This is a genomic window from Microbacterium sp. sgz311019 (assembly GCF_056135325.1).
In genome coordinates this window covers 174,949-199,836 of sequence record NZ_JBWAXO010000009.1, presented here as the reverse complement: position 1 = coordinate 199,836, position 24,888 = coordinate 174,949, and the positions used below count along the sequence as shown (strand labels likewise).

Sequence of the window (24,888 nt, the reverse complement as noted above, 5' to 3'; positions counted from 1 at the left end):
CATCGTGCGTTGTGTCTTTCTGTGAGTGACTTGGTCGTTGTCTCACTGACCATCGCACGATGGCTCACCACGTCCTCGACGTGACACTCGAGCCCGAGATCTACACCACCCCAGGGGACGTCACGCGGCGTCCCCCCGGGTAGGCGCCGAGTGTCGTCGGCCTCACCAGCCGCCCGGTGCCATCCCGGTCAGTACTGTGGCCGTATGGTCTCGGTCGGGCGCGCGCTGTCGTGGTGGGCGCGCGACTACGCGTATGCGGGGTACTGGCAGGTGCGCGGCACGCTGGCCCCGGGATCGCCTCGAGATCTCACCACCGGCGACGGCCGGCCCGTCGTCATGCTGCCGGGCGTCTGGGAGACATGGGGGTTCCTGCGGGGGCTCATCGAACCGCTGCACGCGGCCGGTCACCCCGTCCATGTCGTGCCCGATCTGCGGCGCAACGGCCGCCCTGTACCCGAGACCGCGGAGACCGTCGCGGCCATGCTGACCGACCTCGATCTTCGGGATGTCGTCATCGTCGCGCACAGCAAGGGCGGGCTCATCGGCAAGTACCTGATGGTCGAGCTCGACCCCGAGGAGCGTGTGCGGGCGATGGTCGCCATCTGCACGCCGTTCGGCGGCTCGGAGTACGCGCGCTACATGGTGTCGCGCACTCTGCGGGCCTTCGCGCCGAACGAGCCCACGACGCTGAGGCTGCAGGAGCAGCGCGAGGTGAACTCGCGCATCACGACGATCACCGGAATCTTCGACCCGCACATCCCGAAGACCGTCCAACTCGACGGCGCCCGCAATCTGACGGTCGACGACGGCGGGCACTTCCGAGTCCTCGCGAACCCCGAGGTCATCAGGACCGTGCTGGAGGTCGCGGCGGGCGAGTGGCCGCCCGCCCAGGGCTGACCCGGGGCGCAGCATCCATCGCCGGAGATGAGCAGGCGGGGCGCGATCCCTGTGCGCCCCGCCCGCCCGTCCGCCCCTGTCAGGGGACGATGATGTCGAATCCCGGATCGCTCGCGGTGAGCACCGCGGTGAGGGATGCGAGAACCGATGGGTCGCCCGAGAGCTCGACGCCCGGGCTGTCGCTGTCGCCGCCCACGAGAGCCAGCAGGCGCAGCTTCGTCAGAGACAGCGTCGCGCCCGCCGTGGACGCGTCTGCCGGCTTCAGGACGTAGACGAGGACGCCATTTCTCAGCGTCACGCGGAAGTTGCGGTCCTCGTCGGTGACGGTGATGTCGAGCGCGAGGTCGAGGTCCCAGGCCTTCGGGCCGTCGACCGAGATCGCGACCGCGTCCAGAATCTGCTCCGGCGTCAGCTGCGCGAGCAGGTCGGGCGCCGCCGCAGTGATCGGCGTGCCGAAGTTGCCCTCGCGCAGCTCTGTCGCACCCGACAGGAAGAAATTGCGCCAGGTGCCGTTCTCGGATCCGTAGGCCAGCTGTTCGAGGGTCGCCGCGTACAGCTCCCGAGCTGCGGCATGGCCCGAGTCGGTGAAGACGGCGTGGTCGAGGAGTGTCGCCGCCCAGCGGAAATCACCCTCGTCGTAGGCGGTCTGCGCGAGTTCGACGACGCGGTCGATCCCGCCCATCGCCGCCACGTACCGCTCGGCCTGGGCCTTCGGCGGGTGCGGCCAGAGGCGCGCCGGGTTCCCGTCGAACCAGCCCATGTAGCGCTGGTAGATGGCCTTGACGTTGTGACTGACGCTGCCGTAGTAGCCGCGGGCGTGCCAGGCGTTCTCGAGGGCGGGCGGCAGCTGGATCTCCTCCGCGATCTCGGCACCCGTCATGCCCTGGTTCAGCATGCGGAGCGTCTGATCGTGGAGGTAGGCGTAGAGGTCGCGCTGCAGGCCGAGGAACTCGCGCAGCTCGGCGTTGCCCCACGTGGGCCAGTGGTGGGATGCGAACACCACGTCGGCGCGGTCGCCGTAGTGCTCGATCGCCTCGGTGAGGTAGCCCGCCCAGCCGTGCGGGTCGCGCACGAGCGCGCCGCGCAGCGTCAGCAGGTTGTGCAGCGTGTGCGTCGCGTTCTCTGCCATGCACAGCGCGCGGTGCTGCGGGAACAGGAAGTGCATCTCGGCCGGGGCTTCGGTGCTCGGGGCCATCTGGAACTCGATCTCCACGCCGTCGATCGTGTGGGTCTCGCCCGTCTTCGAGATCTCAAGTGTCGGAGGGATGATGCCGGGATGGCCGGTGGATGTCGTCGGTCCGAGGCCCGCACCCACCGCACCGCGCGGGCCGCGGGCGAGAGCCGCCCCGTACATGTAGCCGGCGCGGCGGGACATCGCCGTTCCGGCGTAGATGTTCTCGGCGACCGCCTCGGCGACGGTGCCTTCGGGTGCGATGATCTGCACCGCGCCCGAGCCCACCTCGTCCTTGCCGACGATTCCGAGCACGCCGCCGAAGTGGTCGGCATGGCTGTGTGTGAAGATGACGGCTCTCACCGCGCGGTCGCCGCGGTGCTGGCGGTACAGCGCGAGGGCCGCCGCCGCCGTCTCCTTCGAGATCAGCGGATCGATGACGATGATGCCGCTGTCGGACTCGACGAAGGTGACGTTCGAGATGTCGAAGCCGCGCACCTGGTAGATGCCCGGGACGACCTCGAACAGGCCGTGCTTCGCGACGAGCTGCGATTGCCGCCAGAGGCTCGGGTGCACCGTGTCGGGCGCTTCGCCGGCGAGGAAGTCGAAGCTGTCGGCATCCCACACCGTCTTGCCGTCCGCGTCGCGGATGATGCCGGGGCTCAGCGTGCCGAGGTATCCGCGCTCGGCGGCCTCGAAGTCGCGCGCATCGGTGAAAGGCAGAGAGGCACGGGCAGCGGCCTGCTGCGTCGCGATCGCCGGGCTCGCTTCGTTCTGATCCACAGTGTCCTCCAGGATGCGGGACCGGCGGCGGCCGCCGGCCGTCAACCTTCAGCGTGGCACAAGCCGAACCCGCTGGTAAGCCCTGTGAGGTTCCGCGGATGTGAACGTCGCGGAAACGGGGTGCTCAGCCGACGCTGACAGCCTGCCCGCAGATGCCGCACACCCCGGTCGGCGGCACCTCGACGAAGCAGTCCGGGCAGATCGCCCGCGGCCGCTCCACGACCTGCGCTCGACGGGGGGCGCGCTCGGCGGGCGAGCGCGGGGACGAGCGGCGTACGGGTTTCGCCGGAGCGGCAAGCGGCTGCGCCGGGGCCTCGAACACGGGCACGTGCTCGGCACAGTAGAACCGGACATCGCCGTCGTGGTTGTTCGGGTGGTGGCCCTTGACGGCCCACAGCTCGGTGCGGGGCCACGGATCCGATCCGTACCCGCATCCCGAGCATCGCGCCGGGTCGCCCGGAAGGATCTCGGCCACCAGCACCGGGGTGTCGAACGGCAGAGAGCCGCGCCAGTCCGCGCTCGACGTCACCTTCATCAGTCATCCTCCCCAGTCCGCACTCTCCAGGCTAACGGACCTGGGCGCGGCGTAGGTTGAGGGGATGACCCGCACCCTCGCCGTCACGAACGGCTATGTCGTCCCCGTCAGCTCCGAGCCCATCGACAACGGCACCGTCATCGTCACCGACGGCGTCATCACCGCGGTCGGCGGACCGGAGACCGAGATCCCCGACGGCGCGGAGGTGGTCGACGCCTCCGGCAGCTGGGTCGTTCCCGGCTTCGTCGAGTCGCACGGACACCTCGGCGTCCACGAGGACGGCGAGGGCTCGTCGGGCAACGACACGAACGAGATGACCGACCCGAACGGGTCGCGGTTCCGGGCCATCGACGGCATCGACATCGAGGAGGTCGGCTTCCGCGACGCGCTCCGCGGCGGCGTGACCACGGCGGTCATCAAGCCCGGCTCGGGCAATCCCATCGGCGGCCGCACGGTGGCCATCAAGACGTGGGGTGGTCGTACGGTCGACGAGCAGGTGCTCGCGATGGACGTGTCGGTGAAGTCCGCCCTCGGCGAGAACCCGAAGCGGGTGTGGGGCGAGAAGGGCAAGACTCCCGCTACGCGCCTGGGTGTGGCATCCGTCCTGCGCGACGCCTTCGTCGCCGCGCAGACGTACTCGGCGAAGAGGGATGCGGCGGCCGCCAAGGACGAGCCCTTCGAGCGAGACCTCGGCAAGGAGACGCTCGCGGCCGTTCTGACCGGCGACCTGCTGTGGGACCAGCACTGCCACCGGCACGACGACATCGCGACCGCGATCCGCCTCTCCGAGGAGTTCGGGTACACGCTGATCGTCAACCACGGCACCGAGGCCCACAAGATCGCGGACGTCCTCGCCGAGAAGAACATCCCGGTGATCTTCGGCCCGCTGCTCACCTCGCGCTCGAAGGTCGAGCTGCGCGATCGCGCCATCGGCAACCTCGCCCTCGTCGCGGAGGCCGGGGTCAAGGTCGCGATCACCACCGACCACCCTGTGGTGCCGATCGACCAGATCCGCGTGCAGGCGATCCTCGCGGTGCGCGACGGGCTCCCGGCATCCACCGCCCTCGACGCGCTCACCAGGAACCCCGCGGAGATCCTGCGTCTCGATGAGCGCGTCGGCGCTCTCGCGGAGGGCCGGGACGGCGACATCGTGCTCTGGTCGGGCGACCCGCTGGCGGTCGACTCGCGCGTGCAGCGGGTCTTCATCGAGGGCCGCGCGGTCTACGAGCCGGGCGAGGATGGCGGCGCCCCGCGCGTCGTCGAGCGCTGGATGCGTTTCGGCCGGTCGTCCTGGATGGGCTGACCGGGCTCAGCCTCTCAGCCGGGCGATGCGCTCGCGCTGCGCAGGTTGTCGCGGGCGGCCAGGATCTCCGAGAGGCACACGATCCCCACGATGACCGTCGCCGTCGCCGCGATGGCCCAGATCGCCGGGATGACGAGGGCGGCCGCACCGACGACGAGCGGCAGCGCGAGTGCGGGCACCGCCCACGGCAGCACGCTGCGCCACGGCGATCCGTAGCGCAGCGAGATCGCCGCGTTCGTGCCGTAGAAGAGCACGACTCCTGCGCCGAGTGAGACGGCGGATGCCGGCGGCAGCGCATCGAGCGGCGCTTCGATGGCGAGCGACACCGCGCCGGCGAGCATCATGATCCCGGCCACCAGGAGGAAGGGCAGGAACGCGACCGTCTCCACGACGCCCCGTGCATCGCCGCGGGCGACCAGCTGCTCGAGCCCGTTCCGCATGGCGTCGATGCCGAACATGAACATCCCCCACGCGAGGCCGGCGGCGATGACGAACGCCGACGCGGCGACGATGGCCGACAGCGGCGTGAACGACTCGGAGACGGCGACGACGATCGCCAGCACCGACTCGCCGAGCGCGATGATCACCAGCGTGCCGAACCGGTCGGCCAGGTGCTCGACGTTGATCGTGCCGATACGCCGCAGCAGCCCGGGAGCGGATGCGACGAGCAGCGCGATCTCGATCGCGATCGCCACCGCCCACAGCAGGTAGCGGATCGGCGACGGAATGAACGCCGAGACGAGCCAGATGACCCCCGTGCCCCCGTTATACGAGAGCACGCGGATGCGCGATCCCCCGCCGGTGCTCCAGCTTCGGCGCACCCAGAGCCCGAGCATGACCGCTCGGAGGGCGGCGTTGCCGACCGCGAACAGCCACGCGCGGTCGCCGACCGCCTCGGGGGCGGCGACGGCGATCACGCCCACGGCGGCCATCGCCGCGAGCATGTAGCCGGCGAGGGCGCGCCGCGACAGGCCCTCCTGGATATTGATCGTGAAGGTGAGGTTCACCCACGACCACCAGACGGATGCGAACAGCCCGAGGAAGACCCCGAGCTCGGCGAACGTGGGCTCGGTGCGCAGACCCGCGGACAGCTGCCCGATCAGCGCCACGAAGACGAGGTCGAAGAACAGCTCCATCCAGTCGGCGCGCGACGCATCCCGTACCTGGATGCGCAACGGCGCCGACCGGCGAGGCATGCCACCATCATGCCGCCGCGGGTGGTGCGGCGGTCAGTCGTCGTGCTTGCGGCCGTACCGGCGGATGTACTGCACCACGAAGACGACGAGCGTCCCCGCCAGGATGACGGCGGTCGTCGCGTAGAGGAGCGACTGCTCCAGAGGACTCACGCCGCCAGACTAACCCGGGCCGGCGAGCCTAGAGTGGGCGCCATGGCGGACAGTGACGGCGGCATCCCCCGGATCGACATCGCGGGCGCGCCGCCTCCCTCGGGCACGGGATGCGTCGAGTGCGACGCGGTGGACAGCTGGTGGGTGCACCTGCGTCGGTGCGTCGAGTGCGGACACATCGGATGCTGCGACGACTCCCTCGCCCGCCACTCCCGCCGTCATTTCGAGGAGACGGGGCATCGGTACATCCAGACGTTCGAGCCGGGCGAGGACTGGTTCTGGGACTTCGAGGTGGATGCGTACGTCGAAGGCCCCGTGCTCCCACCGCCGCAGCATCACCCGGAAGAGCAGACCGTGCCGGGACCGGCCGACCGGGTTCCGGCGAACTGGCAGCGTCAGCTGCTGCAGCGCCGGCTCGACGAGGGCTGAGGCGCGTCAGGCGATCGGCGCGTCGCGGATCTCCGAGGTGAGGGTGGTCCCGTTGAGCTCGAGATAGACGCGGCGCTCGGTGACCGACAGCGACAGCGAGTTGCGCCGCTCGATGACGGCGGCTGCGGCGTCGATGAAGCCCGGCTCGAAGCTGTGCAGCACGACCGCCTCGGCGTTGTGGATCTTCTTGCCCGACCACTGCGCCGCCACCTTCGCCGGATCGCGGTGCGTGTAGACGGCGGCGCGGCCGGCGAGCTTGCTCCCGTAGTGCAGGCGCGCGGCATCCGGGGCCCCGACCTCGATCCATGCGGTCACCGAACCGGTGAGATCGCGCACGAGGACGGCGGGCTCGTCGGTCGCGGCGACGCCTTCGCTGAACTCGATGCCCTCCTCGTACTCGAGGAGGTATGCGAGCAGGCGCGTCATCATGAAGGCATCCGTCTCGGAGGGATGCCGCGCGACGCGCAGCGTGAGCGTCTCGTACACGCCGCGGTCCACGTCCGCCAGGTCGACATCGAATGTGAGGATCGTCGCACCGGCGGCCATGGGGACTGAGCCTACCCGTCCGGGCGTGCGACCCCGGAGGTCGTCAGGCCTGCGATGCGGCGCCCTCGCGCTCCGCGCGCCCGTCCCCTCGGACGACGAAGAGGGCGGAGAGGATGTCGGCATCCTCCGTCAGCAGATCGAAGCGCGCCCAGCCCTCCCCGTCGTCGAGCGCGATGGCGGCGATGACATCGCCGCTGCGCTCGCGAGTGAGGCGCGGAGTCCAGTCCGACGATTCGTCGACCATGAGGTTCACCGCATGACACCGGCCCGTGAGGGCGACGAGCTCAGTGCGCGCATCGCCCTCGAACTGGAACGGCCGGCACTCGGCGCATTCGCGCCGCTCGTCGTCGACCGACAGCATGACCGCCCCGCCGACCGGCACGAAGGTCCTGCGCATCCCGGGCAGAGGCGAGAACGTGCCCGGCTGCTCGAGGTCGGCGACGCTCAGCCGCCACCGCGCACCCGGACCGCCGACGCGTTCACTCTCGTCGAAGGCGACGATCTCGGTCGTCGCGCCGCCTCCGTTGGCCCACGGCGTCGGGGGCAGGTCAGCGAATCGCTTCAGGATCGGCATGCGCTCACCGTACCCGCCGTGGGCGTACCGTCGCACAGGGAGAGGTGGGTCGATGTCGCAGAACTTCACGTCGGATGCGCTGTCGAGGCCCCTGCGGATCGGCGCCTTCGAGGTGCGCAACCGCCTCATGCAGGCCGCGCACTCCAAGCAGTACTGCGATCGCGTCGAGTCCGAGCGCGAGACGGCCTACTTCGTGCGCCGCGCCGAGGGCGGTTGCGCCCTGTTCGTGGCAGGCAACCAGCTCGTGCATCCCAGCGGATCGATCCGGAACTTCGAGGACGCGTTCCGTCCTGAGGCGGTCGATGCGGATCGGCGGATGACGGATGCCGTGCACGCCGCCGGCGCGAAGATGCTCGTCCAGCTCAACCACCACGGTGCGCAGGCGCAGCCCGACGGTCCACTCGGGCCTCGGTCGGTGTATGCGCCGTCGCGGTCGATCTCGCCGTCGACGGGCCATGCGACGCGAGAGATGAGTACGGCCGACATCGCGGAACTCGTCGAGGCCTGGGCCACGAGCGCGGAGCTCGCACGGCTCGGCGGCTTCGACGGCGTCGAGATCCACATGGCGCACAGCTACCTGCTGCACCAGTTCCTCTCGCCGCTCTACAACGCACGCCGCGATGCGTACGGCGGCGACCTCGAGGGCCGCACCCGGTTCCCGCGCGAGGTGCTGCGCGCGGTGCGGGCCCGCGTCGGCGGAGACGTCACCGTCGGCATCCGGATCGTCGCGAACGAGTTCCACGAGGGCGGGCTGGATGCGGCGGACTGCCTCGAGATCATCGCGGCGCTCCGCGGAGAGGCGCGCATCGACTTCCTGGATCTCGCCGCCGGCGGCTATCACGACGTGCACTACGTGTTCCCGTCCTCGCCGATGCCCGTCGCGTGGCTCCGGGATGAGACGGCGGCGGTGAAAGCCGCGAATCCCGACATCCCGGTCTTCGGCGTGGGCTCCGCGCGCTCCGTCGAGGAGGCGGCGGAAGTCGTGGAGTCGGGCATCGCCGACATGGTGGCGCTCACGCGCGGACAGCTCGCGGACCCCGACCTCGCGCACAAGCTGCTCTCGGGACGGACCGACGAGATCCAGCACTGCATCCGGCTGAATCAGGGATGCCTCGGCCGCGGCAGCCGCGGACTGCCGGTCACGTGCACCGTCAATCCGCTGGCCGGGCGCGAGAGCGTGCGGCATCCTCGGCCGCGGGCTGAGCGGCCCGGCAGGTGGGTCGTCGTCGGTGGCGGACCGGCCGGCATGCGTGCGGCGATCGAGCTCGCCCGGGATGGGCATCGCGTGCGACTGCTGGAGCGCGGCGAGCGCCTCGGCGGTCAGCTCCTCTCCGCGATGCGGGTGCCGGGCTGCGAGAGCATCGGACTGCTGCTCGATGACCTCGAGCGCGATCTTCGCGCGCTGGACGTCGACACGCTGCTCCGCGTCGACGCGGAGACGACGTCTCGGGAGATGGATGCCGCGGACGGCATAATCATCGCCACCGGCGCCGCCCCGGCGCGAGAGGCGGTGCGGGGAGGCACGTGGACGGGCGGGATGCCGGCCTCCGTCATCGATCCGCTCGCGGCGCTCGACCGGCCCGACTCGCTCGGCCGGCGGGTGGCGCTCGTCGACTCCGACGGCACAGCCTTCGCCGCCGGGATCGCCCTGGCGCTGGCCCCGCACGTCGAGCGGCTCGACGTCATCACCGCCTTCGAGACGCCATTCCCGCACGTCGGTCCGGGCTACGACCGCCAGCTTCTCCTGCGACGACTCACCTCCTCAGGGGGCGTGACGCGACGGACCGATTGCGGCGTGGAGGCGCTGCCTGGCGGCCGCCTGCTCGTGCGTGAGCGGTTCTCGGGCGCGGTCGCGGAACTCGATGACCTGGATGCCGTCGTCGCTGTGGAGCCGCGGACGTCGGTCCTGCCCGAGAGCATTCCCGATGGTGCATATGTCGTCGGAGACGCTCGCTCGCCACGCAACATCGACGCGGCCATCCATGAGGCTGTCGAGACCGCGTACGCCGTGGCCGGCGTCGGTGGGCCCGAATAGGCTCGGACCCATGCCCGTCACCATCCGCCGCATGCAGGATCTCACTGTCGAGGACCACACCATCACCGTCCCGCTCGTCTGGGGCGACGCATCCGATTCGCGCACGATCGATGTGCACGCGGCCGTCGTCACGCGCGAGGACGGCGAGGACCTGCCGTTCCTCGTCTTCCTGCAGGGCGGCCCCGGCAACGAGGCGCCCACGCCTTTCCACTCGCCCTCCGCGCCGTCGTGGCTCGACGCCGCCCTCGCGCACTACCGCGTCGTGCTGATCGACCAGCGCGGCACCGGCCGGTCGACCCCCGTCGGCGATGCCGACCTCGACGGAGGAACCGACGCCGTCGTCGAGCGGATCACGCACCTGCGTGCGGACTCGATCGTGCGGGACTGCGAGGCGATGCGCGAGCACCTGGGGGCCGCGACGTGGAGCGTCCTGGGGCAGTCCTTCGGCGGTTTCACCACCCTGTCGTATCTGTCGACGGATGCCGCCTCCCTCGACACCGCGTACATCACCGGCGGTCTCAGCGCGGTCGGCCGGCACCCCGACGACGTCTACGCCCTCACGTACGACAAGATGCGCACCGAGTCCGAGCGGTACTACCGGCGGTTCCCCGGCCACCGCGAGGCGATGCGCCGCCTGGCCGACCTCGCGGACGCCGGTGGCATCGTGCTGCCGACCGGTGAGGTGGTGTCGGTGTCGCGGCTGCGTTCGCTCGGCATGCTCCTGGGTGGAAACGACGGCTGGCAGACCCTGTGGTCGCTGCTCGAGCACGATCCGCGGACGAATGCCTTCCGGTACGACCTGACCTCGGCCCTGCCCTACGGTGGGCGCAACCCGCTGTACTACGTGTTCCACGAGTCCAGCTACGCCGACGGCTTCGCCACCCGCTGGTCGGCCGAGCGTGTCGAGCCGGACGACTTCCGCGAGGACCCGACGCTGCTGACCGGCGAGCACGTCCGCCGGGAGTGGGCCGACACCGTTCCCGCTCTCCAACCGTGGCGCGATGTGACGCTGGCGGTCGCCGACATCGAGTGGCCGAAGCTCTACGACACGGAGCGGATCGCCACATCCGGAGCGCGCGGCGCCGCCGCCGTCTACGTGCACGACGTGTTCGTGCCGCTGGAGTTCTCGATGGAGACCGCGGTGCTCGTCCCCGGAATCGTCCCGTGGGTGACGAGCGAGCACGAGCACAACGGCCTGCGCGCGGGGGCGGTCCTGCCCCGGCTCATCGATCTCGCCCACGGCCGTCGGGTCCGCTGACGCATGGAGACGCGGGAGGCGTACGACCTGGCCGCGGCGAACTACGCCCGGGAGATCCCCGACACCTCGTTCGAGTCCGAGCTCGACCTCGCGATGATCCGCCTGTTCGTCGAGCTGCTCGGCGAGCGGGTGCGCGTCCTCGACGCGGGGTGCGGCACCGGCCGGATGACGGCGCATCTGCGGGCGCTGCATCCGCCGCTCGATGTCACCGGGGTCGACCTGTCGCCCGGCATGCTCGCCCAGGCGCGGCTCGCCGTGCCCGACGCCGAGTTCGTCGAGGGCGATCTGGCGGATCTGCCCTTCGCCGCCGCATCCTTCGACGGTGCGCTCGTGTGGTACTCGATCATCCACACGCCCGACGACGGTCTGCCCGCCGTGTTCGCCGAGCTGCGCCGCGTACTGCGGCCCGGCGGGGCCGTGCTGCTGGGATTCCAGGCGGGCTCGGGCGAGCGACTCATCCAGCGTGCCTATGGCCACGACCTCGACCTCCGCGCCTACCGGCACCACGTCGACGTGGTCGCCGCCGGCCTTGAGCACGCCGGACTCGAGGTGCACACGCGCCTCGACCGCAGTCCGCGCGGCGCGTTCGAGAGCAGCCCGCAGGGGTTCGTGCTGGCGGTGGCCTCCTAGAGGAGCCTCTCGCGCAGGAACTCCACGACCCGATCGCGGGCAGCCGCGGCCGAATTGGGCGGATCCGTTCGCACCTCGGTCGTGAGCACCGAGTGCGCGCGCGTCGAGTAGCCGTCCGGGTTGCCCGGCGAGGAGTCGAGCTCGATGACCTCGAACGCGTCGCCGAGGTTGCGCTGGAGCGTTTCGAAGCGCGCGGCGGGAGCCGACACGTCCTGGCTGAATCGAAGTCCGAGCACGCAGAGGCCGTCCGCGTGCGTGCGCCGCATGATGGTCGCGAGCTCGACCGGCGACACTCCGGGATCCGAGCGCCGACTCGCGCTCACGGGAAACGGCACCGACGGCTCCGCCATCACCGGCGCGTTGACCGAAGGTTCGACGGCGGTCGCGAGGGCGAAGCCGCCCGTGAAGCACATGCCGATCACACCCACGCCCTTTCCGGGGGTGCGATCGGCGAGGTCGGCGGCGAGGGCCCGCAGATAGTCGGTGACGGGCCGGTGCGCGTTCCGCGCGAAGGCGCGCATCTCGGCCGAGATGCACAGACGTGCCACGGCACCCAGCACGTAGCCGACCGAGTCCGCGCGCCCCGGCGTGCCGAACAGCGACGGGATGACCACGGTGAACCCCGACCCGACGAGATGGTCGGCCAGCCCGAGCACCTCCGGTGTGATGCCCGGGATCTCCGGGATCACGACGACGCCGGGCCCGTCGCCCTTCTCGTAGCAGTCGTGATTCTGCCCGTGCGCGGCGAACGGATGCGGCTGCCATCCATCGAGGGTAGACGTCGGGGCGGGCATCAGCGGACCTCGAAGATCGCGCCGGGATTGAGGATGCCGTCCGGATCCAGCGCGAGTTTGATGCGCTCGGCGATCTCGAGGGCGTCGTCGCCGATCTGGGCGCGCAGCCACGGCCGCTTCATGCGTCCGACGCCGTGCTCGCCTGAGATCGTGCCGCCGAGTGCGATCGCGAGCGACATGATCTCGCCGTACGCCAGTTCCGCGCGTTCGCCGGCCTGCGCGTCCGCCGGGTCGAAGACGACGAGGGGATGCGTGTTCCCGTCGCCCGCGTGGGCCAGCATCGCGATGGTGACCTCGCGCTCGCGGGAGATCGCATCCACCCCCGCGATGAGGTCGCCCAGCCGAGGCAGCGGGACGCCGACGTCGGACAGCAGCAGCCGTCCACGACGCTCGACGGCTGGGATGGCGGCCCGCCGGGCGGCAGCCAGCGCCTCGCCGTCGGGACGCGAGGTCTCGGCCGCCTCGTACGCGCCGTGCCGGCGGAACGCGTCGATCATGAACGCGACATCGCGGCCGTCGGGATCGAGGTCGTCTGAGCCGCCGAGCACGAGGGCCGCGGCATCCCGATCCAGGCCCATCTCGAGGAGGTCCTCGACGGCGTCGATGCACGTACTGTCCATGTACTCCAGCAGGGACGGCCGGATCGTGGTCGAGATCTCTGCGATCGCCGCGGCCGCGGCATCGATGCTCGTGAACCACGCGGCTACGATCCGGGGCGCAGGCGGGGCGGGGAGCAGTCGCAGCGTGATCTCCGTGATGACGCCGAGGCTCCCCTCGCTCCCGACGAAGAGCTTCGTAAGCGACAGGCCCGCGACATCCTTGATCAGCGGACCGCCCAGGCGCAGCGCGCGGCCATCGGCGAGGACGACCTCGAGGCCCAGCACGTAGTCGACCGTGACGCCGTACTTCACGCAGCACAGCCCGCCGGCGTTGGTCGCGATGTTGCCGCCGATCGAGCAGATCTCGAACGAGGCGGGGTCCGGCGGGTACCAGAGGCCCTCCGCGGCCGCGGCCGCCTTCAGCTCGGCGTTGAGCAGCCCGGGCTGCACCGTCGCGGTTCGGGTCGTCCGGTCGATGCGCAGGTCGCGCATGCGCTCCGTCGAGAGCACGATACCGCCGTCGACGGCGGTCGCTCCGCCCGAAAGTCCGGTGCCCGCTCCGCGCGGGACGATCGGGATGCCGTGGCCCGCCGCCCATCGCACCACCGCCTGCACCTCGGCCGTCGTGCGCGGGAGGACGACCGCAAGGGGATCGCCGGCCGTGGGGTCCAGCGCGCGATCCTGGCGGTACGACTCGACGGCCTCGGCGCCGATCAGGACGGCATCGTCCGGCAGCTGCGCCGCGAGTTCCGCGAGGGAGTCGGTGCTCATGACCCGATCGTAGGGCGCCGGATGCATCCGTCCACGCACGTCATCCGTCGCCTCCTGCGGGTCGAGACCGCAGAACGCGACGGATGGATGCCGCACCCCGACCCCCATCCGTCGCCTTCTGCGGAATGCGGTGGCAGAAGGCGACGGATGAGGGTGGGGCGAGCGCTCAAGCCGCGGCTGTGCGCACGAGGTCGGCGATGCGCTTCTCGGTCTCGGGCGTGAGCGCCGTCAGGGCGAACGCGGTCGGCCACATGTCGCCGTCGTCGAGCGCGGCCGGCGCCTCGAACTCGAAAGTCGCGTAGCGGACCTTGAACTTGCTCGAGGGCTTGAAGAAGCACACGACCTTGCCGTCGGCGTTCGCATAGGCGGCGAAGCCGTAGTACGTCTTCGGCGCCAGGTGGGGCGCGGTCTCCGACACGATGCGGTGAACGCCCGCGGCGAGCTCCTTGTCGAGACCGTCGAGCTTGGCGATCGCCTCCTCGACGGCGGCAAGCCCCGCGGCGCGGTCCTTGCCCGCCTTCTCCTGGGCGCGCAGCTCCTTCGCGCGGTTCTTCACGGCATCGCGCTCGATCTGCGACAGTGTCTCGGCCATCTCGTCACTCTCCTCGGTTCTGGGAATGACTCGATGCTATGAGTGACCTCGGCGGCCGCGCTTCTCCGATCCTGACCGATCGATCAGGCCGCCGGATACTCCCCGTCGGCGACGTGCTCACCCCACTCGGTCTCCGGCTGCGACGGGTCGTCGGCCGCCTCCCACATCGCCAGGTGCGCCATGAAGTTCCCCGCCGTCGCGCCGTGCCAGTGCCATTCGCCGGGCGGTGTCCGGATGGTGTCGCCCGGACGGATCACGATGATCTCCCCGCCGCGCGACTGCACGTAGCCGACGCCGTCGGTGACGTGCAGCGTCTGCCCGTTCGCGTGCCGGTGCCAGGCGGTACGGGCGCCGGGCGTGAAGCGGACGAGGTTCGCCCGCATCCGGTCGGTCTTCGCGAGGACGTCGAAGTAGACGTCCCCCGTGAACGTCTCGTCGGGTCCCTTCGTGGTGGGGCTCTTGGGAACCAGTTCCATGGGATTCTCCTGTCGTTGCAGTCTCGACGCTAGGTCGGACCGCCAGCGGGCGGGAGGCCCTGCTGGTACACCGATGGCCAGACACTCCCCACACGCGGACGAAACACGGTTGGCTGGAGGCACCGACCTGAAGGAGCAGCAATGCGCGCCACTGTCATGTACGCCGCCGGAGATGTCCGTGTGGAGGACGTCCCCGACCCCGCGATCCAGCAGCCGACCGACGCCCTGGTCCGGATCGTGCGGTCGTGCATCTGCGGATCCGACCTGCACCCGTACCACAAGCGCACGGCCGCGGACGGGCGGACGACCATGGGGCACGAGTTCGTCGGCATCGTCGAGGACATCGGCGAGGACGTGACGACCGTGAAGCCCGGCGATTTCGTCATCGCGCCCTTCGCCTGGTCGGACGGCACGTGCGAGTTCTGCCGCGAGGGCCTGCAGACCTCCTGCGTGCACGGCGGCTTCTGGAACAACGGCCGCGATGTGCTCGGCGGCCAGGCTGAGGCGGTGCGGGTGCCGCAGGCCGACGGCACGCTCGTCGCGGTGCCCGGGATCGACGAGTCATCCTCGCTCCTGCCCTCCCTGCTCACCCTCTCGGACGTCTACGGCACGGGCTGGCACGCCGCCGTTCAGGCGGGCGTGACTGCGGGCGACACGGTCGTCGTGGTCGGCGACGGCGCGGTGGGGCTCCTTGCGGTGCTCTCGGCCCAGCAGCTCGGAGCCGAGCGGATCATCCTCATGGGTCGCCACGAGGACCGCACGGAGCTCGGCCGCCGGTTCGGGGCGACGGATGTCGTCTCCCAGCGTGGCGACGAGGGCATCGCGGCGGTCCGCGACCTGACCCCCGGCGGCTACGGCGCGAAGCGCGTGCTCGAGGCCGTCGGCTATGCGCCGGCCTTCGAGCAGGCGATCGGCGTCGTGCGTCCGGGCGGCGTCATCAGCCGCGTCGGCGTGCCGCAGTTCGTGGACGGGCCGATCGGCGGCTCGGTCTTCCGCCAGAACGTGTCGGTGACGGGCGGTCCGGCCCCGGTGCGCGCCTACATCGAGCGGCTGCTGCCGGCCGTCCTCGACGGCACCGTCGACCCCGGCCTGGTCTTCGACCGGACGATCTCGCTCGAGGAGGTCGCCGACGGCTACCGCGCGATGGACGGTCGCGAGGCCCTGAAGGTCATGATCGCCTGACGCGTGGCGGGTGGGACGATGAGGTCATGACCGACCCCGAGATCTCGGCGCTCGCGATCAACGTCTCGATCCCCGAGCAGCTCCAGTGGACCGACGAGCGGCGCGGCGAGGTGTTCCGGCTGCTGACGATCACGGTGCGAATGCTCCCTGACGGCACGCTCGCGGCGAAGGCCTACGGCCGGCCCATCGCGGGCGGCCGGGGCGGGTACGTGTCGTTCCGGGTGCCGGACCGCGCCGAGTTCGCCGAGCTGATCGATTCTGCCGCGACCCGCGCGGGCGAGCTCTGGTCCGGACATCGCGGCCTCGGCCGGGCGGCCGACCCCGAAGCCACCTGAACGACCGCCGGAAGGCCGTCGTCGCACGCAACGTAGACTGGAGGCATCCCCTCTTCCGAACGAGGAACTCCCGTGCCGTCACGCCCTGCCGCGCGCACTCTCGAGGTGCGCCACCTGCAGCTCATCCGCGCGCTGTTGGCAGCTGTCGCGGCGATCATGATCACCTTCAGCGCCGACCACGGCGCGGGGTACGGCCTGTCGGTGTTCAGCGGCTACGCCGTGACCCTCGGCCTCGTCCTGGTTCTCGGCGCCTGGCTGGCCTTCCGCAAGGGCGCACGCGCGGCGGTTATCAGCGTCGGCATCCTCTCCCTCATCGCGGGCATGGTCACCGGCGTTCCCGTCTACCGTTCGATCACGATGTTCTTCGTCGTCGTGATCGCATGGGCGCTCGTGACGGGTCTCATCGAGGGCATCTCCGGACTGCGAGGGATGCGTCGCGCCGCAGCCGCCGGCGACCGCAACGCGCGTTCCGACGCGCGCGACGGGCTCGTCGTCGGCGCGATCACCGTCCTGCTCGGCCTCGGTCTGCTGCTGGTGCCTTCGCAGTACACCCTGAACTACTTCATCGCCGAGGCGCATCGGGGCTTCACGCTCACGGGCATCGCCATCGCCGTCGGCATCTTCGGCGGCTATGCGGCCGTCGTCGCCGTCTACCTCGGCATCGCCGGCCTGTCGCCGCGCCGATCGACGCCTGCCGTCGATCCCGCCCAGGTCGCGGCCCACCCCGACTCGGAGGAGTCCGCATGAGCGACCACCCCACGCGCCGCGACCTCATGAAACCGGTGCAGCTGCTCGGACTGGCATTCCTCGCCGCCGCATTCGCGTTCGTCGTGACGCTGATCTCGATGGGCTTCTTCCAGCAGCGCTATCGCGAGGAGTCGCCGCACGCGCTGCAGGTCGCGGCCATCGTCGGCGGCATCACCTTCATCGCGACGCTGCTCATCATCGCCCTGCTGATCCTCGCGGTCGACCCGGCGCAGGTGGCGAAGCCGGTCGATCGCCCGGTGCTGCTTCCCCCCGCGGATGAGACGGCGCAGGATGCGACTGCCGCCGGCAGCACTCCGGCCCAGGCCGCGCCGAGCGAGTCCTCCGCGCCGGAGGCCGACGGCGACGAGCCCCGCGCCTCCTGAATCCACCGCCCCCGCCGTTCCACGTGAAACGGCGGAGGCGTTCGGGATTCAGATCCCGTCGATGAGCTCCGCTGCCAGACCCGTGTAGCCGGCCGGGGTGAGAGCGAGCAGCCGCTCCTTCGCCGCATCCCCGATGTCGAGGCCGCGAACGAACTCGGCGAGCTCGGGGGCGCCGACGCGCCGCCCGCGGGTGAGGTCCTTGAGCAGCGCGTAGGGGTCCGAGATGGACGATCGGCCCGCCACGATCTCGGCGCGCACGACGGTCTGGATCGCCTCGGCGAGCACCTCCCAGTTGCCGTCGAGGTCGTCGAGCAGGACCCGCTCGGACAGGGAGATCTCGCTGAGCCCGCGCAGGAGGTTGTCGAGCGCCAGCAGCGAGTGGCCGAAGGCGACGCCGATGTTGCGCTGCGTGGTCGAATCGGTGAGGTCGCGCTGCATCCGCGAGGTGACGAGGGTCGAGGCGAGCGTCGCGAAGAGCCCTCCCGCGATCTCGAGGTTCGCCTCGGCGTTCTCGAACCGGATGGGGTTGATCTTGTGCGGCATCGTCGACGATCCGGTCGCCCCGGCGACCGGGATCTGCGCGAAGTAGCCGAGCGAGATGTAGGTCCAGACATCGGTCGCGAGGTTGTGGAGGATGCCGCCCGCGTGACGTGCACGGTCGTACAGCTCGACCTGCCAGTCGTGCGACTCGATCTGCGTCGTCAGCACATTGAAGCCCAGGCCGAGCGACTCGACGAACTCCCGCGAGACGAGCGGCCAGTCGACCTGCGGATCTGCCGCCACGTGCGCAGACCAGGTGCCCGTCGCGCCCGAGAACTTCGCGAGGAAGTCGGATGCCGCGATCTGCGCGGCCACGCGCTCGAGGCGCCAGGCGAACACGGCGAGCTCCTTGCCCATCGTCGTGGGCGTGGCCGGCTGGCCGTGCGTGCGGGCGAGCATCGCCGCATCCTTGTGCTTCTCCGCCAGCGCCCTGAGCGCCGCGATCACCTCGCGGAGCTTGGGCAGCCACACGTCGTGCACCGCGCGCTTGACGGTGAGCGCGTAGGCGGTCGAGTTGATGTCCTCGCTCGTGCAGGCGAAGTGCGTGAGCTCGGCGATGCCGTCCAGGTCGAGGCTCGACAGGCGGTCGCGCACGAGGTACTCGACGGCCTTCACGTCGTGACGGGTCACCGCCTCCTTCTCGGCGAGCCAATCGACCTCCTCCTGGCCGAAGCCGAGGTAGAGCGAGCGCAGCCGGTCCTTCTGGACCTCGGACAGCCGGGTCGTGCCGAACAGCGAGCGGTCGGTCAGGGCGATGAGCCACTCGACCTCGACCTCGACCCGGGCGCGGTTGAGTCCTGCCTCCGACAGGTACTCCGCCAGGGGTGCCACGGCGGTGCGATACCGACCGTCGAGGGGGCTGAGCGGCTGCGTGGGGAAAGAGGTCACGGGAGTCCTGACGCGAGGCGAAGCCCCGGGGTGCTACACCGCGGGGCGGATCGCGGGTTCGAGCTGCCGGAAGAGCGACCGGCACGCGCTCTCGATCATACCGAGCACCTCGTCGAACATCTCGGCCCCGGCGTAGTAGGGATCGGGCACGTCCTGGCGTCCGCGCGCTTCGGGATCGAACGTCAGCAGCAGCGCGATCTTGTCCTCGTCGCCCTCGCGGCGCGCCCACTGTCGCAGGATCCGCTCATGGGTCCGGTCGAGGGCGACCACGAGGTCCGCGTCCGCGAAATCCGCTGCGGTGAACTGGCGCGCGCGATGGGTGGCACCGTCATAGCCGTGGCGTGCGAGCGCGTCGATGGTGCGGGCGTCGGCCCGTTCGCCGACATGCCAGTCGCCGGTGCCGGCGCTGACCGACGAGACGCGGTCGCCGAGGCCGGCGGATTCCGCCAGAGAGCGGAAGACCACTGCCGCCATGGGGGAGCGGCAGATGTTGCCCGTGCACACGAACACGACGCGGAAGGGGTGCCGGGGAATCGCCGCCATACCTCGATTCTGGCCGCTCGGCGACTCTTCCACAGTCGGGCATCGCGCCGACCCTCTCCACACGGGGCCGCACGGCTGAGTCGATGGATGCTGCGCGCCGCCACGATGGGCGGATGCCGAGCCCTGAAACCGACCTCATCGACATCGTCCGCGCACGCCTGCAGGCCATGGGACATGAGCTCGACACGTTGCGCGCTCGCACCCGCACGTGCGCCGAACAGACGCGATGGCGCTCGGCCGCCTTCCCGCATTTCGCTGAGCAGGTGGCGACGCTCGGCGACGATCTGGCCCGCATCGACGCCGATGCGGAGGAGCTGCGGCACGATCTGCTGCGCGACCGCGCCGCCTTCGTCGCGGCCGCGACATCCGGATCGGTGTGCCGATGAGCGACGACATCGATATCCGCAGCGGCGGCGCGATCGCGGTCGACACCGACCGCCTCCGGGCGGGCGCGAAGGCGTGTGCCGGCGTCGCAGAAGGGATCGACGACCTCCAGCGCACGGCTTGGCACCAGGCGGTGCGGCTGTCGTCTCAGCTGCCGCTTGCGGGGGCGGCGGCACGCGCCTGGGCGATCGCGTGGCGTCTGGGGAGGGCGGCGGATGATGCGGCCGCCCTCGCCCAGCGGCTCACCCATCTGGCGACCGTCTACGAGATCGTGGAGCTCGACGTCGCTCGGCGCGCCGCCTGCGGCGAGGACGTCCATCGGATCGAGCGGCGGCTGCAGAAGCTGATCGCGTCGGACCCTTCGGCGGCGACGGATGCGCAGGGCGTCGAGGAGGCATGGACGGACTCCGGCATCACGACGGTGGCCGCGCAGTACGCGCCGTTCGGCCTGGCGTTCGGGCTCGGTGGCGCAGGAGCCGTCGGCGGTCTCATCCTCGGCGCCGGCGGGCTCGTCGACCGAGCAGCGGCCGGCACGATCCCGCGGGGGGCGACACTCGCGGGCGAGCGCCGGCCGGTGCGGCTCCGCCGGCTGGACGGGCCTCCGCATCGCTTCGAACCGCCGGCATCGCTCGAGGAGGCCGCGTCCCGCATCCCTCGGGCGGATGCCCGCGTGCGCGTGGAGAAGTACGCGATGCCCGACGGCAGCAACCGCTTCGCGCTGTACATCGCGGGCACGAACACGAAGGGCGGCGCGCACGAGGCGTGGGACTGGAACTCGAACCTCGAGCTGTACGGCGGGAGCCGCTCGGCATCCTTCGACGCGACCGAGGCGGCGCTGCGCACCGCCGGCGCGAAGCCCGGCGACGCGATCTACGAGTTCGGGCACTCTCAGGGCGGAATGATCGCGGGCCACGTCGCCCTCCAGGGCGGGTACGACACCCGCGCGCTCGTGACGTTCGGATCACCGACCGAGGCGCAGGTGGATGCCGGCACCCTCAGCGTGCAGCTGCGGCACACCGACGACCCGGTTGCCGCGCTGGCGGGGGGCGGCTCGGCCGGACGGGTGGGTGCGCCGGACAGCGTCGTCGTCCAACGATTCGCCGACCCCGCGATCGGGATCGGCGACCTCGACCTCAGCGCACACCATCTGGACACCTACGAGCACACGGCGGCGCTCTTCGACGGCTCTGACGACCCGCGCGCCGCCGCGCTGCGCGGGCGGCTGGACGAGCTCAGGGGTGCGGCATCCGTCCAGGCGTTCGACTTCGCCGTCGAACGCGCATCGCCGAAGTGATCCGCTCAGGCCCCGCGGCGCTTCGGGCGCAGGAAGATCCCCGCCACCCAGTTGATGATCGTGATCACGAGGGCGGCGACGATGCCCCACCAGAAGCTGTCGACCCGCAGGCCCCAGTTCCACCAGTGGGTGAGCCATGCCGTCAGCCACAGGAGGAACCCGTTCACGATCAGCGAGAAGAAGCCGAGGGTGATGATGTAGATGGGGAACGTCAGCACCCGCAGCACGGTGCCGATGAGCAGGTTCACCAGGGCGAAGATCGCACCCACGATGAGGAACGTCAGGATCACCTGCCACGCCTCCCCGGGTGCGAACGGGACGACCGTGACCTCCAGGACGGGTATCAGCGTGACGATCCAGATCGCGAACGCGTTCACGACGATGCGGATGAGGATTCCCATGCGGGGAGTCTGCCATGAACTCTTCGGCGTCAGTGAGCGACTGCGCTCGCGACACCTTCACGGCCTCGGCGCGCGCTCCTAGACTCGGACGGTGACTTCCGACATCCCCGTGAAGATCCGTCCAGAGATCGCGGCTCTCCCCCCGTACAAGCAGGGTCGGCAGGCCGGCGCGGACGCGTTCAAGCTGTCGAGCAACGAGAACCCGTTCGATCCGCTTCCCGGCGTGATCGAGACGGTGCGGTCGCAGACGGCCCTCAACCGCTACCCGGACGCGACGGCGGCCCGGCTCCGTGTGCGGCTCGCCGAGCGCTTCGGAGTGTCGCCCGATGAGGTGCACATCGGCGCCGGCAGCGTGTCGATCCTGGCGCAGCTCCTCCTCGCCGCGGCGGCGCCGGGCGACGAGGTCGTCTACGCGTGGCGCTCGTTCGAGGCGTACCCGGGGCTGGCCGCCGTCGCCGGCGCGACGAGCGTCGTCGTGCCGATCACCGACGACGGCCGTCATGACCTGCAGGCGATGGCGGATGCCGTCACCGACCGCACGCGCGCGGTCATCGTCTGCTCGCCCAACAACCCGACGGGGCCGATCGTCACGCAGGACGAGTTCGACGCCTTCCTCGCCCGCGTGCCGTCCGACGTGCTCGTCATCCTCGACGAGGCGTACGCCGAGTTCGTGACCGACCCTGATGCCGTCGACGGTGAGAGGGTGCTGTCATCCGGCGCCCACCCGAACGTCGTGGTCCTCCGCACCTTCTCGAAGGCCTACGGGCTGGCGGGCCTGCGCGTCGGCTACGCCGTCGGGCACAGCCGCATCCTGGATGCCGCCCGCTCCACCGCGATCCCGCTCTCCGTCACCGCGCAGGCCGAGGTCGCCGCGCTCGCGAGCCTCGATGCCGAGGAGCAGCTGATCGAGCGCGTCGCCTCGATCGCCGCCCGCCGGGACGAGCTCGTGGCGGCACTGCGGGAGCAGGGATGGCGCGTCCCCGATGCCCAGGGCAACTTCGTGTGGCTCGGCACCGGTGCGGAGACACTCGCCGCCGCCCAGGCCTTCGAAGAGGGCGGTGTGATCGTGCGGCCTTTCGCCGGCGACGGCATCCGCATCAGCGTCGGCGAGGCCGAGGCCGTCGACAAGGTGCTCGAGATCGCCGCATCCGTCGTCGCCGGACTGCCCGAGGGGCATTCCGGCCGCGGAATCAGTCGGGGTTTAGCGTAGAGGGATGATCCCGCCCGATGACCCCTCGGTCGTGCGCGTTCTTGCCGCCGACGGCACGATCGCGCCGACGCCCGCGGCGGAACGCTACCTCTCCGCGATCGACGCCCTGACCGACCACGAGATCGAGGACTTCTATCGCGACATGGTCGTGATCCGCGCCTTCGATCGGCAGGCCACGAACCTGCAGCGACAGGGCCAGCTCGCGCTGTGGCCGCCGAGCTACGGGCAGGAGGCGGCACAGGTCGGCTCTGCCCGCGCGGCCCGTGCGCAGGACCACATCTTCCCCTCGTATCGCGAGCACGTCGTCGCGCGCATCCGCGGCGTCGACCCGATCGGCATCATCCGCCTCATGCGCGGCATGACGCACGGCGGCTGGAACCCGGCCGATCCCGCGAACGGCAACATGCACATCTACACGCTCGTGCTCGGCTCGCAGACCCTGCACGCCACGGGCCTGGCGATGGGCATGGTGTTCGATGGCCGCTGCGGCACCGGCGATCCCGACCGCGACGAGGCTGTCATCGTCTACTACGGCGACGGGGCGTCCAGCCAAGGCGACGTGCACGAGGCGATGGTGTTCGCCGCATCCTTCCGCACCCCGGAGGTGTTCTTCCTGCAGAACAACCAATGGGCCATCTCGGTGCCGGTCGCCACGCAATCGCCCGCGCCGCTCGTGCGACGCGGCGAGGGCTACGGCATGCCGAGCATCCAGATCGACGGCAACGACGTGCTCGCGAGCTACGCCGTCACGCGCGTGGCGCTCGACGAGGCGCGCGCGGGCGACGGACCCCGCGCCATCGAGGCCGTCACCTACCGGATGGGCGCGCACACGACGAGCGACGATCCGACCAAGTACCGCACCTCCGCCGAGGAGGAGGCCTGGGCGCTGCGCGACCCCATCGTCCGCATGCGGGCGTTCCTCGAGGGCAAGGGCGCGACGGCGGCCTTCTTCGACGACGTGGATGCCGAGGCCCGCGCGGTCGCCGACGACATCCGCGAGCGGACCGTCGAACTCGGGGCGATCCCCGTGGGCACCATGTTCGACCACGTGTATTCCGAGCCGCACCTGCTCATCGCGGAGCAGAAGGCGTGGCTCGCCCAGTACGAGGCTTCTTTCGGGGAGGGCGCATGACCATCTCGACGACCGTGGCAATCGATGACGCCGACGCCACGCCCGCGATCCAGACCATGCCGCTCAGCCGCGCGCTGAACGCCGGGATGCGCCGCGCGCTGGCCGAGAACGACCGCGTGCTGCTCATGGGCGAGGACATCGGTCCCCTCGGCGGAGTGTTCCGCATCACCGAGGGTCTCCAGGCCGAGTTCGGCAAGAATCGCGTGATCGACACGCCGCTCGCCGAGTCGGGCATCGTCGGCACGGCGATCGGCCTGGCGATGGCGGGCTTTCGTCCGGTGTGCGAGATCCAGTTCGACGGCTTCGTGTTCCCGGCGTTCGACCAGATCACGACGCAGCTCGCGAAGCTCACGAACCGGCACGAGGGTGCGCTGTCGATGCCGGTCGTCATCCGCATCCCCTACGGCGGGCACATCGGCGCCATCGAGCACCACCAGGAGAGCCCGGAGGCGTACTTCACGCACACGCCCGGTCTGCGGGTGGTCTCGCCGTCGACGCCGAACGACGCGTACTGGATGATCCAGGAGGCGATCGCCTCGGACGACCCGGTCATCTTCCTCGAGCCGAAGGCGAAGTACTGGCAGAAGGGCGAGGTCGATCTGACCGCGCCGGCGCTGCCGCTGCACGCCTCCCGCATCGTGCGGCGCGGAACCGACGTCACGCTCGTCGGACACGGCGCGATGGTGACGACGCTGCTGCAGGCCGCCGCTCTGGCGGAGTCGGAGGGCGTGTCGGCCGAGGTCGTGGACGTGCGCTCGCTCTCTCCGATCGACTACGGGCCGATCCTGGACTCCGTCCGCCGCACCGGCCGCATGGTCTACGCGCAGGAGGCGCCCGGCAACACGTCGGTCGGCTCCGAGATCGCCGCGACCGTCATGGAGAAGGCGTTCTACGCGCTCGAGGCGCCGGTGCTGCGGGTGTCGGGCTTCGACACGCCCTTCCCGCCGGCGAAGCTCGAGGGCGTCTTCCTGCCCGATCCCGACCGCATCCTCGAGGCCGTCGACCGCGCCTTGGCATACTGAATCTTCAACGCCGCCATTTGGTCGCCGCTTCCTGTTGACTTGCCCTAGGTGCACGACGCGCCGGGCACGTCGCGTACCGATAGGGCAA

General features: G+C 70.6%; 27 protein-coding genes. 15 read left to right on the top strand and 12 right to left on the bottom strand.

The window, feature by feature from the left end; all coding sequences use genetic code 11:
- The first annotated feature begins 204 nt into the window (after positions 1 to 204).
- Positions 205 to 897 carry an esterase/lipase family protein gene (locus tag AC0NZN_RS15345; RefSeq protein ID WP_474593179.1) on the top strand — a complete coding sequence of 231 codons (693 nt, stop codon included), beginning with the start codon at positions 205 to 207 and terminating at the stop codon, positions 895 to 897.
- Between the two features lie 79 nt (positions 898 to 976).
- Here the strand turns inward: AC0NZN_RS15345 and AC0NZN_RS15340 are convergent, their stop codons facing one another.
- Positions 977 to 2,851: an alkyl/aryl-sulfatase gene (locus tag AC0NZN_RS15340; RefSeq protein WP_474593178.1), complete on the bottom strand. Its 1,875-nt coding sequence runs from the start codon at positions 2,849 to 2,851 to the stop codon at positions 977 to 979.
- Between the two features lie 124 nt (positions 2,852 to 2,975).
- Positions 2,976 to 3,386 carry a glucose-6-phosphate dehydrogenase gene (locus tag AC0NZN_RS15335; protein WP_474593177.1) on the bottom strand — a complete coding sequence of 137 codons (411 nt, stop codon included), beginning with the start codon at positions 3,384 to 3,386 and terminating at the stop codon, positions 2,976 to 2,978.
- A 64-nt stretch (positions 3,387 to 3,450) separates the two neighbouring features.
- Between AC0NZN_RS15335 and AC0NZN_RS15330 the strand changes: the two genes are divergently transcribed.
- A complete protein-coding gene (locus AC0NZN_RS15330; protein WP_474593176.1) occupies positions 3,451 to 4,689 on the top strand; it encodes an amidohydrolase in 1,239 nt (412 codons plus the stop codon).
- 14 nt (positions 4,690 to 4,703) lie between these two features.
- Here AC0NZN_RS15330 and AC0NZN_RS15325 read toward each other — a convergent pair whose 3' ends face one another.
- A complete protein-coding gene (locus AC0NZN_RS15325; protein WP_474593175.1) occupies positions 4,704 to 5,885 on the bottom strand; it encodes a low temperature requirement protein A in 1,182 nt (393 codons plus the stop codon).
- A 192-nt stretch (positions 5,886 to 6,077) separates the two neighbouring features.
- Between AC0NZN_RS15325 and AC0NZN_RS15320 the strand changes: the two genes are divergently transcribed.
- Positions 6,078 to 6,464, top strand: coding sequence for a UBP-type zinc finger domain-containing protein (locus AC0NZN_RS15320; RefSeq protein WP_474593174.1), 387 nt, complete (start codon positions 6,078 to 6,080; stop codon positions 6,462 to 6,464).
- A 6-nt stretch (positions 6,465 to 6,470) separates the two neighbouring features.
- Here the strand turns inward: AC0NZN_RS15320 and AC0NZN_RS15315 are convergent, their stop codons facing one another.
- Both AC0NZN_RS15315 and AC0NZN_RS15310 read right to left on the bottom strand, forming a co-directional pair.
- Positions 6,471 to 7,010 carry a YaeQ family protein gene (locus AC0NZN_RS15315; protein WP_474593173.1) on the bottom strand — a complete coding sequence of 180 codons (540 nt, stop codon included), beginning with the start codon at positions 7,008 to 7,010 and terminating at the stop codon, positions 6,471 to 6,473.
- Between the two features lie 43 nt (positions 7,011 to 7,053).
- Positions 7,054 to 7,584 carry a HutD/Ves family protein gene (locus tag AC0NZN_RS15310; RefSeq protein ID WP_474593172.1) on the bottom strand — a complete coding sequence of 177 codons (531 nt, stop codon included), beginning with the start codon at positions 7,582 to 7,584 and terminating at the stop codon, positions 7,054 to 7,056.
- 52 nt (positions 7,585 to 7,636) lie between these two features.
- On the opposite strand from AC0NZN_RS15310, the gene AC0NZN_RS15305 reads away from it, so the two are divergent.
- Genes AC0NZN_RS15305 through AC0NZN_RS15295 form a run of 3 tightly spaced genes read left to right on the top strand, consistent with a single transcriptional unit; the run spans position 7,637 to position 11,507 of the window.
- Positions 7,637 to 9,619 carry an oxidoreductase gene (locus tag AC0NZN_RS15305; RefSeq protein WP_474593171.1) on the top strand — a complete coding sequence of 661 codons (1,983 nt, stop codon included), beginning with the start codon at positions 7,637 to 7,639 and terminating at the stop codon, positions 9,617 to 9,619.
- A gap of 10 nt (positions 9,620 to 9,629) precedes the next feature.
- Positions 9,630 to 10,877, top strand: coding sequence for an alpha/beta fold hydrolase (locus AC0NZN_RS15300; RefSeq protein ID WP_474593170.1), 1,248 nt, complete (start codon positions 9,630 to 9,632; stop codon positions 10,875 to 10,877).
- Positions 10,878 to 10,880: 3 nt separating this feature from the next.
- Positions 10,881 to 11,507: a class I SAM-dependent methyltransferase gene (locus tag AC0NZN_RS15295; RefSeq protein ID WP_474593169.1), complete on the top strand. Its 627-nt coding sequence runs from the start codon at positions 10,881 to 10,883 to the stop codon at positions 11,505 to 11,507.
- Here the strand turns inward: AC0NZN_RS15295 and AC0NZN_RS15290 are convergent.
- From AC0NZN_RS15290 to AC0NZN_RS15275, 4 genes are all read right to left on the bottom strand, one after another.
- A complete protein-coding gene (locus tag AC0NZN_RS15290) occupies positions 11,504 to 12,301 on the bottom strand; it encodes a dienelactone hydrolase family protein (RefSeq protein ID WP_474593168.1) in 798 nt (265 codons plus the stop codon). The two genes, AC0NZN_RS15295 and AC0NZN_RS15290, sit on opposite strands and share 4 nt — an antisense overlap.
- The gene (locus AC0NZN_RS15285) at positions 12,301 to 13,671 is read right to left on the bottom strand and encodes an FAD-binding oxidoreductase (RefSeq protein WP_474593167.1); all 1,371 of its coding nucleotides are present in this window, start codon (positions 13,669 to 13,671) and stop codon (positions 12,301 to 12,303) included. The genes AC0NZN_RS15290 and AC0NZN_RS15285 overlap by 1 nt, the downstream gene beginning before the upstream one ends.
- Before the next feature lie 166 nt (positions 13,672 to 13,837).
- Complete coding sequence (locus tag AC0NZN_RS15280) at positions 13,838 to 14,263, bottom strand: hypothetical protein (RefSeq protein WP_474593166.1); 426 nt, start codon at positions 14,261 to 14,263, stop codon at positions 13,838 to 13,840.
- A gap of 83 nt (positions 14,264 to 14,346) precedes the next feature.
- Positions 14,347 to 14,739 (bottom strand): (R)-mandelonitrile lyase, encoded by a 393-nt coding sequence (locus tag AC0NZN_RS15275; protein ID WP_474593165.1) that lies wholly within the window; start codon positions 14,737 to 14,739, stop codon positions 14,347 to 14,349.
- Positions 14,740 to 14,880: 141 nt separating this feature from the next.
- On the opposite strand from AC0NZN_RS15275, the gene AC0NZN_RS15270 reads away from it, so the two are divergent.
- The 4 genes from AC0NZN_RS15270 (at position 14,881) to AC0NZN_RS15255 (ending at position 17,386) form a co-directional block, all read left to right on the top strand.
- Positions 14,881 to 15,921, top strand: a complete 1,041-nt coding sequence (locus AC0NZN_RS15270; protein ID WP_474593164.1) for an alcohol dehydrogenase catalytic domain-containing protein — start codon at positions 14,881 to 14,883, stop codon at positions 15,919 to 15,921.
- A 26-nt stretch (positions 15,922 to 15,947) separates the two neighbouring features.
- Positions 15,948 to 16,256: a hypothetical protein gene (locus AC0NZN_RS15265; RefSeq protein WP_474593163.1), complete on the top strand. Its 309-nt coding sequence runs from the start codon at positions 15,948 to 15,950 to the stop codon at positions 16,254 to 16,256.
- Between the two features lie 72 nt (positions 16,257 to 16,328).
- On the top strand, positions 16,329 to 17,003 hold the full coding sequence (locus AC0NZN_RS15260) for an acyl-CoA synthetase (RefSeq protein WP_474593162.1): 675 nt from the start codon (positions 16,329 to 16,331) through the stop codon (positions 17,001 to 17,003).
- On the top strand, positions 17,000 to 17,386 hold the full coding sequence (locus tag AC0NZN_RS15255; RefSeq protein ID WP_474593161.1) for an amino acid transporter: 387 nt from the start codon (positions 17,000 to 17,002) through the stop codon (positions 17,384 to 17,386). The genes AC0NZN_RS15260 and AC0NZN_RS15255 overlap by 4 nt, the downstream gene beginning before the upstream one ends.
- A gap of 48 nt (positions 17,387 to 17,434) precedes the next feature.
- On the opposite strand, the gene purB is transcribed toward AC0NZN_RS15255, so the two are convergent.
- The gene (purB, locus tag AC0NZN_RS15250) at positions 17,435 to 18,814 is read right to left on the bottom strand and encodes an adenylosuccinate lyase (protein WP_474593160.1); all 1,380 of its coding nucleotides are present in this window, start codon (positions 18,812 to 18,814) and stop codon (positions 17,435 to 17,437) included.
- 33 nt (positions 18,815 to 18,847) lie between these two features.
- Positions 18,848 to 19,357 carry a low molecular weight protein-tyrosine-phosphatase gene (locus tag AC0NZN_RS15245; protein ID WP_474593159.1) on the bottom strand — a complete coding sequence of 170 codons (510 nt, stop codon included), beginning with the start codon at positions 19,355 to 19,357 and terminating at the stop codon, positions 18,848 to 18,850.
- A gap of 113 nt (positions 19,358 to 19,470) precedes the next feature.
- Here AC0NZN_RS15245 and AC0NZN_RS15240 point away from each other — a divergent pair, with 113 nt between their 5' ends.
- Complete coding sequence (locus AC0NZN_RS15240; RefSeq protein WP_474593158.1) at positions 19,471 to 19,743, top strand: hypothetical protein; 273 nt, start codon at positions 19,471 to 19,473, stop codon at positions 19,741 to 19,743.
- On the top strand, positions 19,740 to 21,035 hold the full coding sequence (locus AC0NZN_RS15235; protein ID WP_474593157.1) for a hypothetical protein: 1,296 nt from the start codon (positions 19,740 to 19,742) through the stop codon (positions 21,033 to 21,035). Before AC0NZN_RS15240 ends, AC0NZN_RS15235 begins: the two co-directional genes overlap by 4 nt.
- Positions 21,036 to 21,040: 5 nt before the next feature.
- Here AC0NZN_RS15235 and AC0NZN_RS15230 read toward each other — a convergent pair whose 3' ends face one another.
- Positions 21,041 to 21,436, bottom strand: coding sequence for a phage holin family protein (locus tag AC0NZN_RS15230; RefSeq protein WP_474593156.1), 396 nt, complete (start codon positions 21,434 to 21,436; stop codon positions 21,041 to 21,043).
- Positions 21,437 to 21,527: 91 nt separating this feature from the next.
- Between AC0NZN_RS15230 and AC0NZN_RS15225 the strand changes: the two genes are divergently transcribed.
- From AC0NZN_RS15225 to AC0NZN_RS15215, 3 genes are read left to right on the top strand one after another with little or no spacing between them, the layout of a single operon-like run.
- On the top strand, positions 21,528 to 22,646 hold the full coding sequence (locus AC0NZN_RS15225) for a histidinol-phosphate transaminase (protein ID WP_474593155.1): 1,119 nt from the start codon (positions 21,528 to 21,530) through the stop codon (positions 22,644 to 22,646).
- Positions 22,647 to 22,650: 4 nt separating this feature from the next.
- On the top strand, positions 22,651 to 23,778 hold the full coding sequence (locus tag AC0NZN_RS15220) for a thiamine pyrophosphate-dependent dehydrogenase E1 component subunit alpha (protein WP_474593154.1): 1,128 nt from the start codon (positions 22,651 to 22,653) through the stop codon (positions 23,776 to 23,778).
- Positions 23,779 to 23,834: 56 nt separating this feature from the next.
- Entirely contained in the window at positions 23,835 to 24,800 is a 966-nt protein-coding gene (locus AC0NZN_RS15215; RefSeq protein WP_474593187.1) for an alpha-ketoacid dehydrogenase subunit beta, read from the top strand.
- Positions 24,801 to 24,888: the final 88 nt, after the last annotated feature.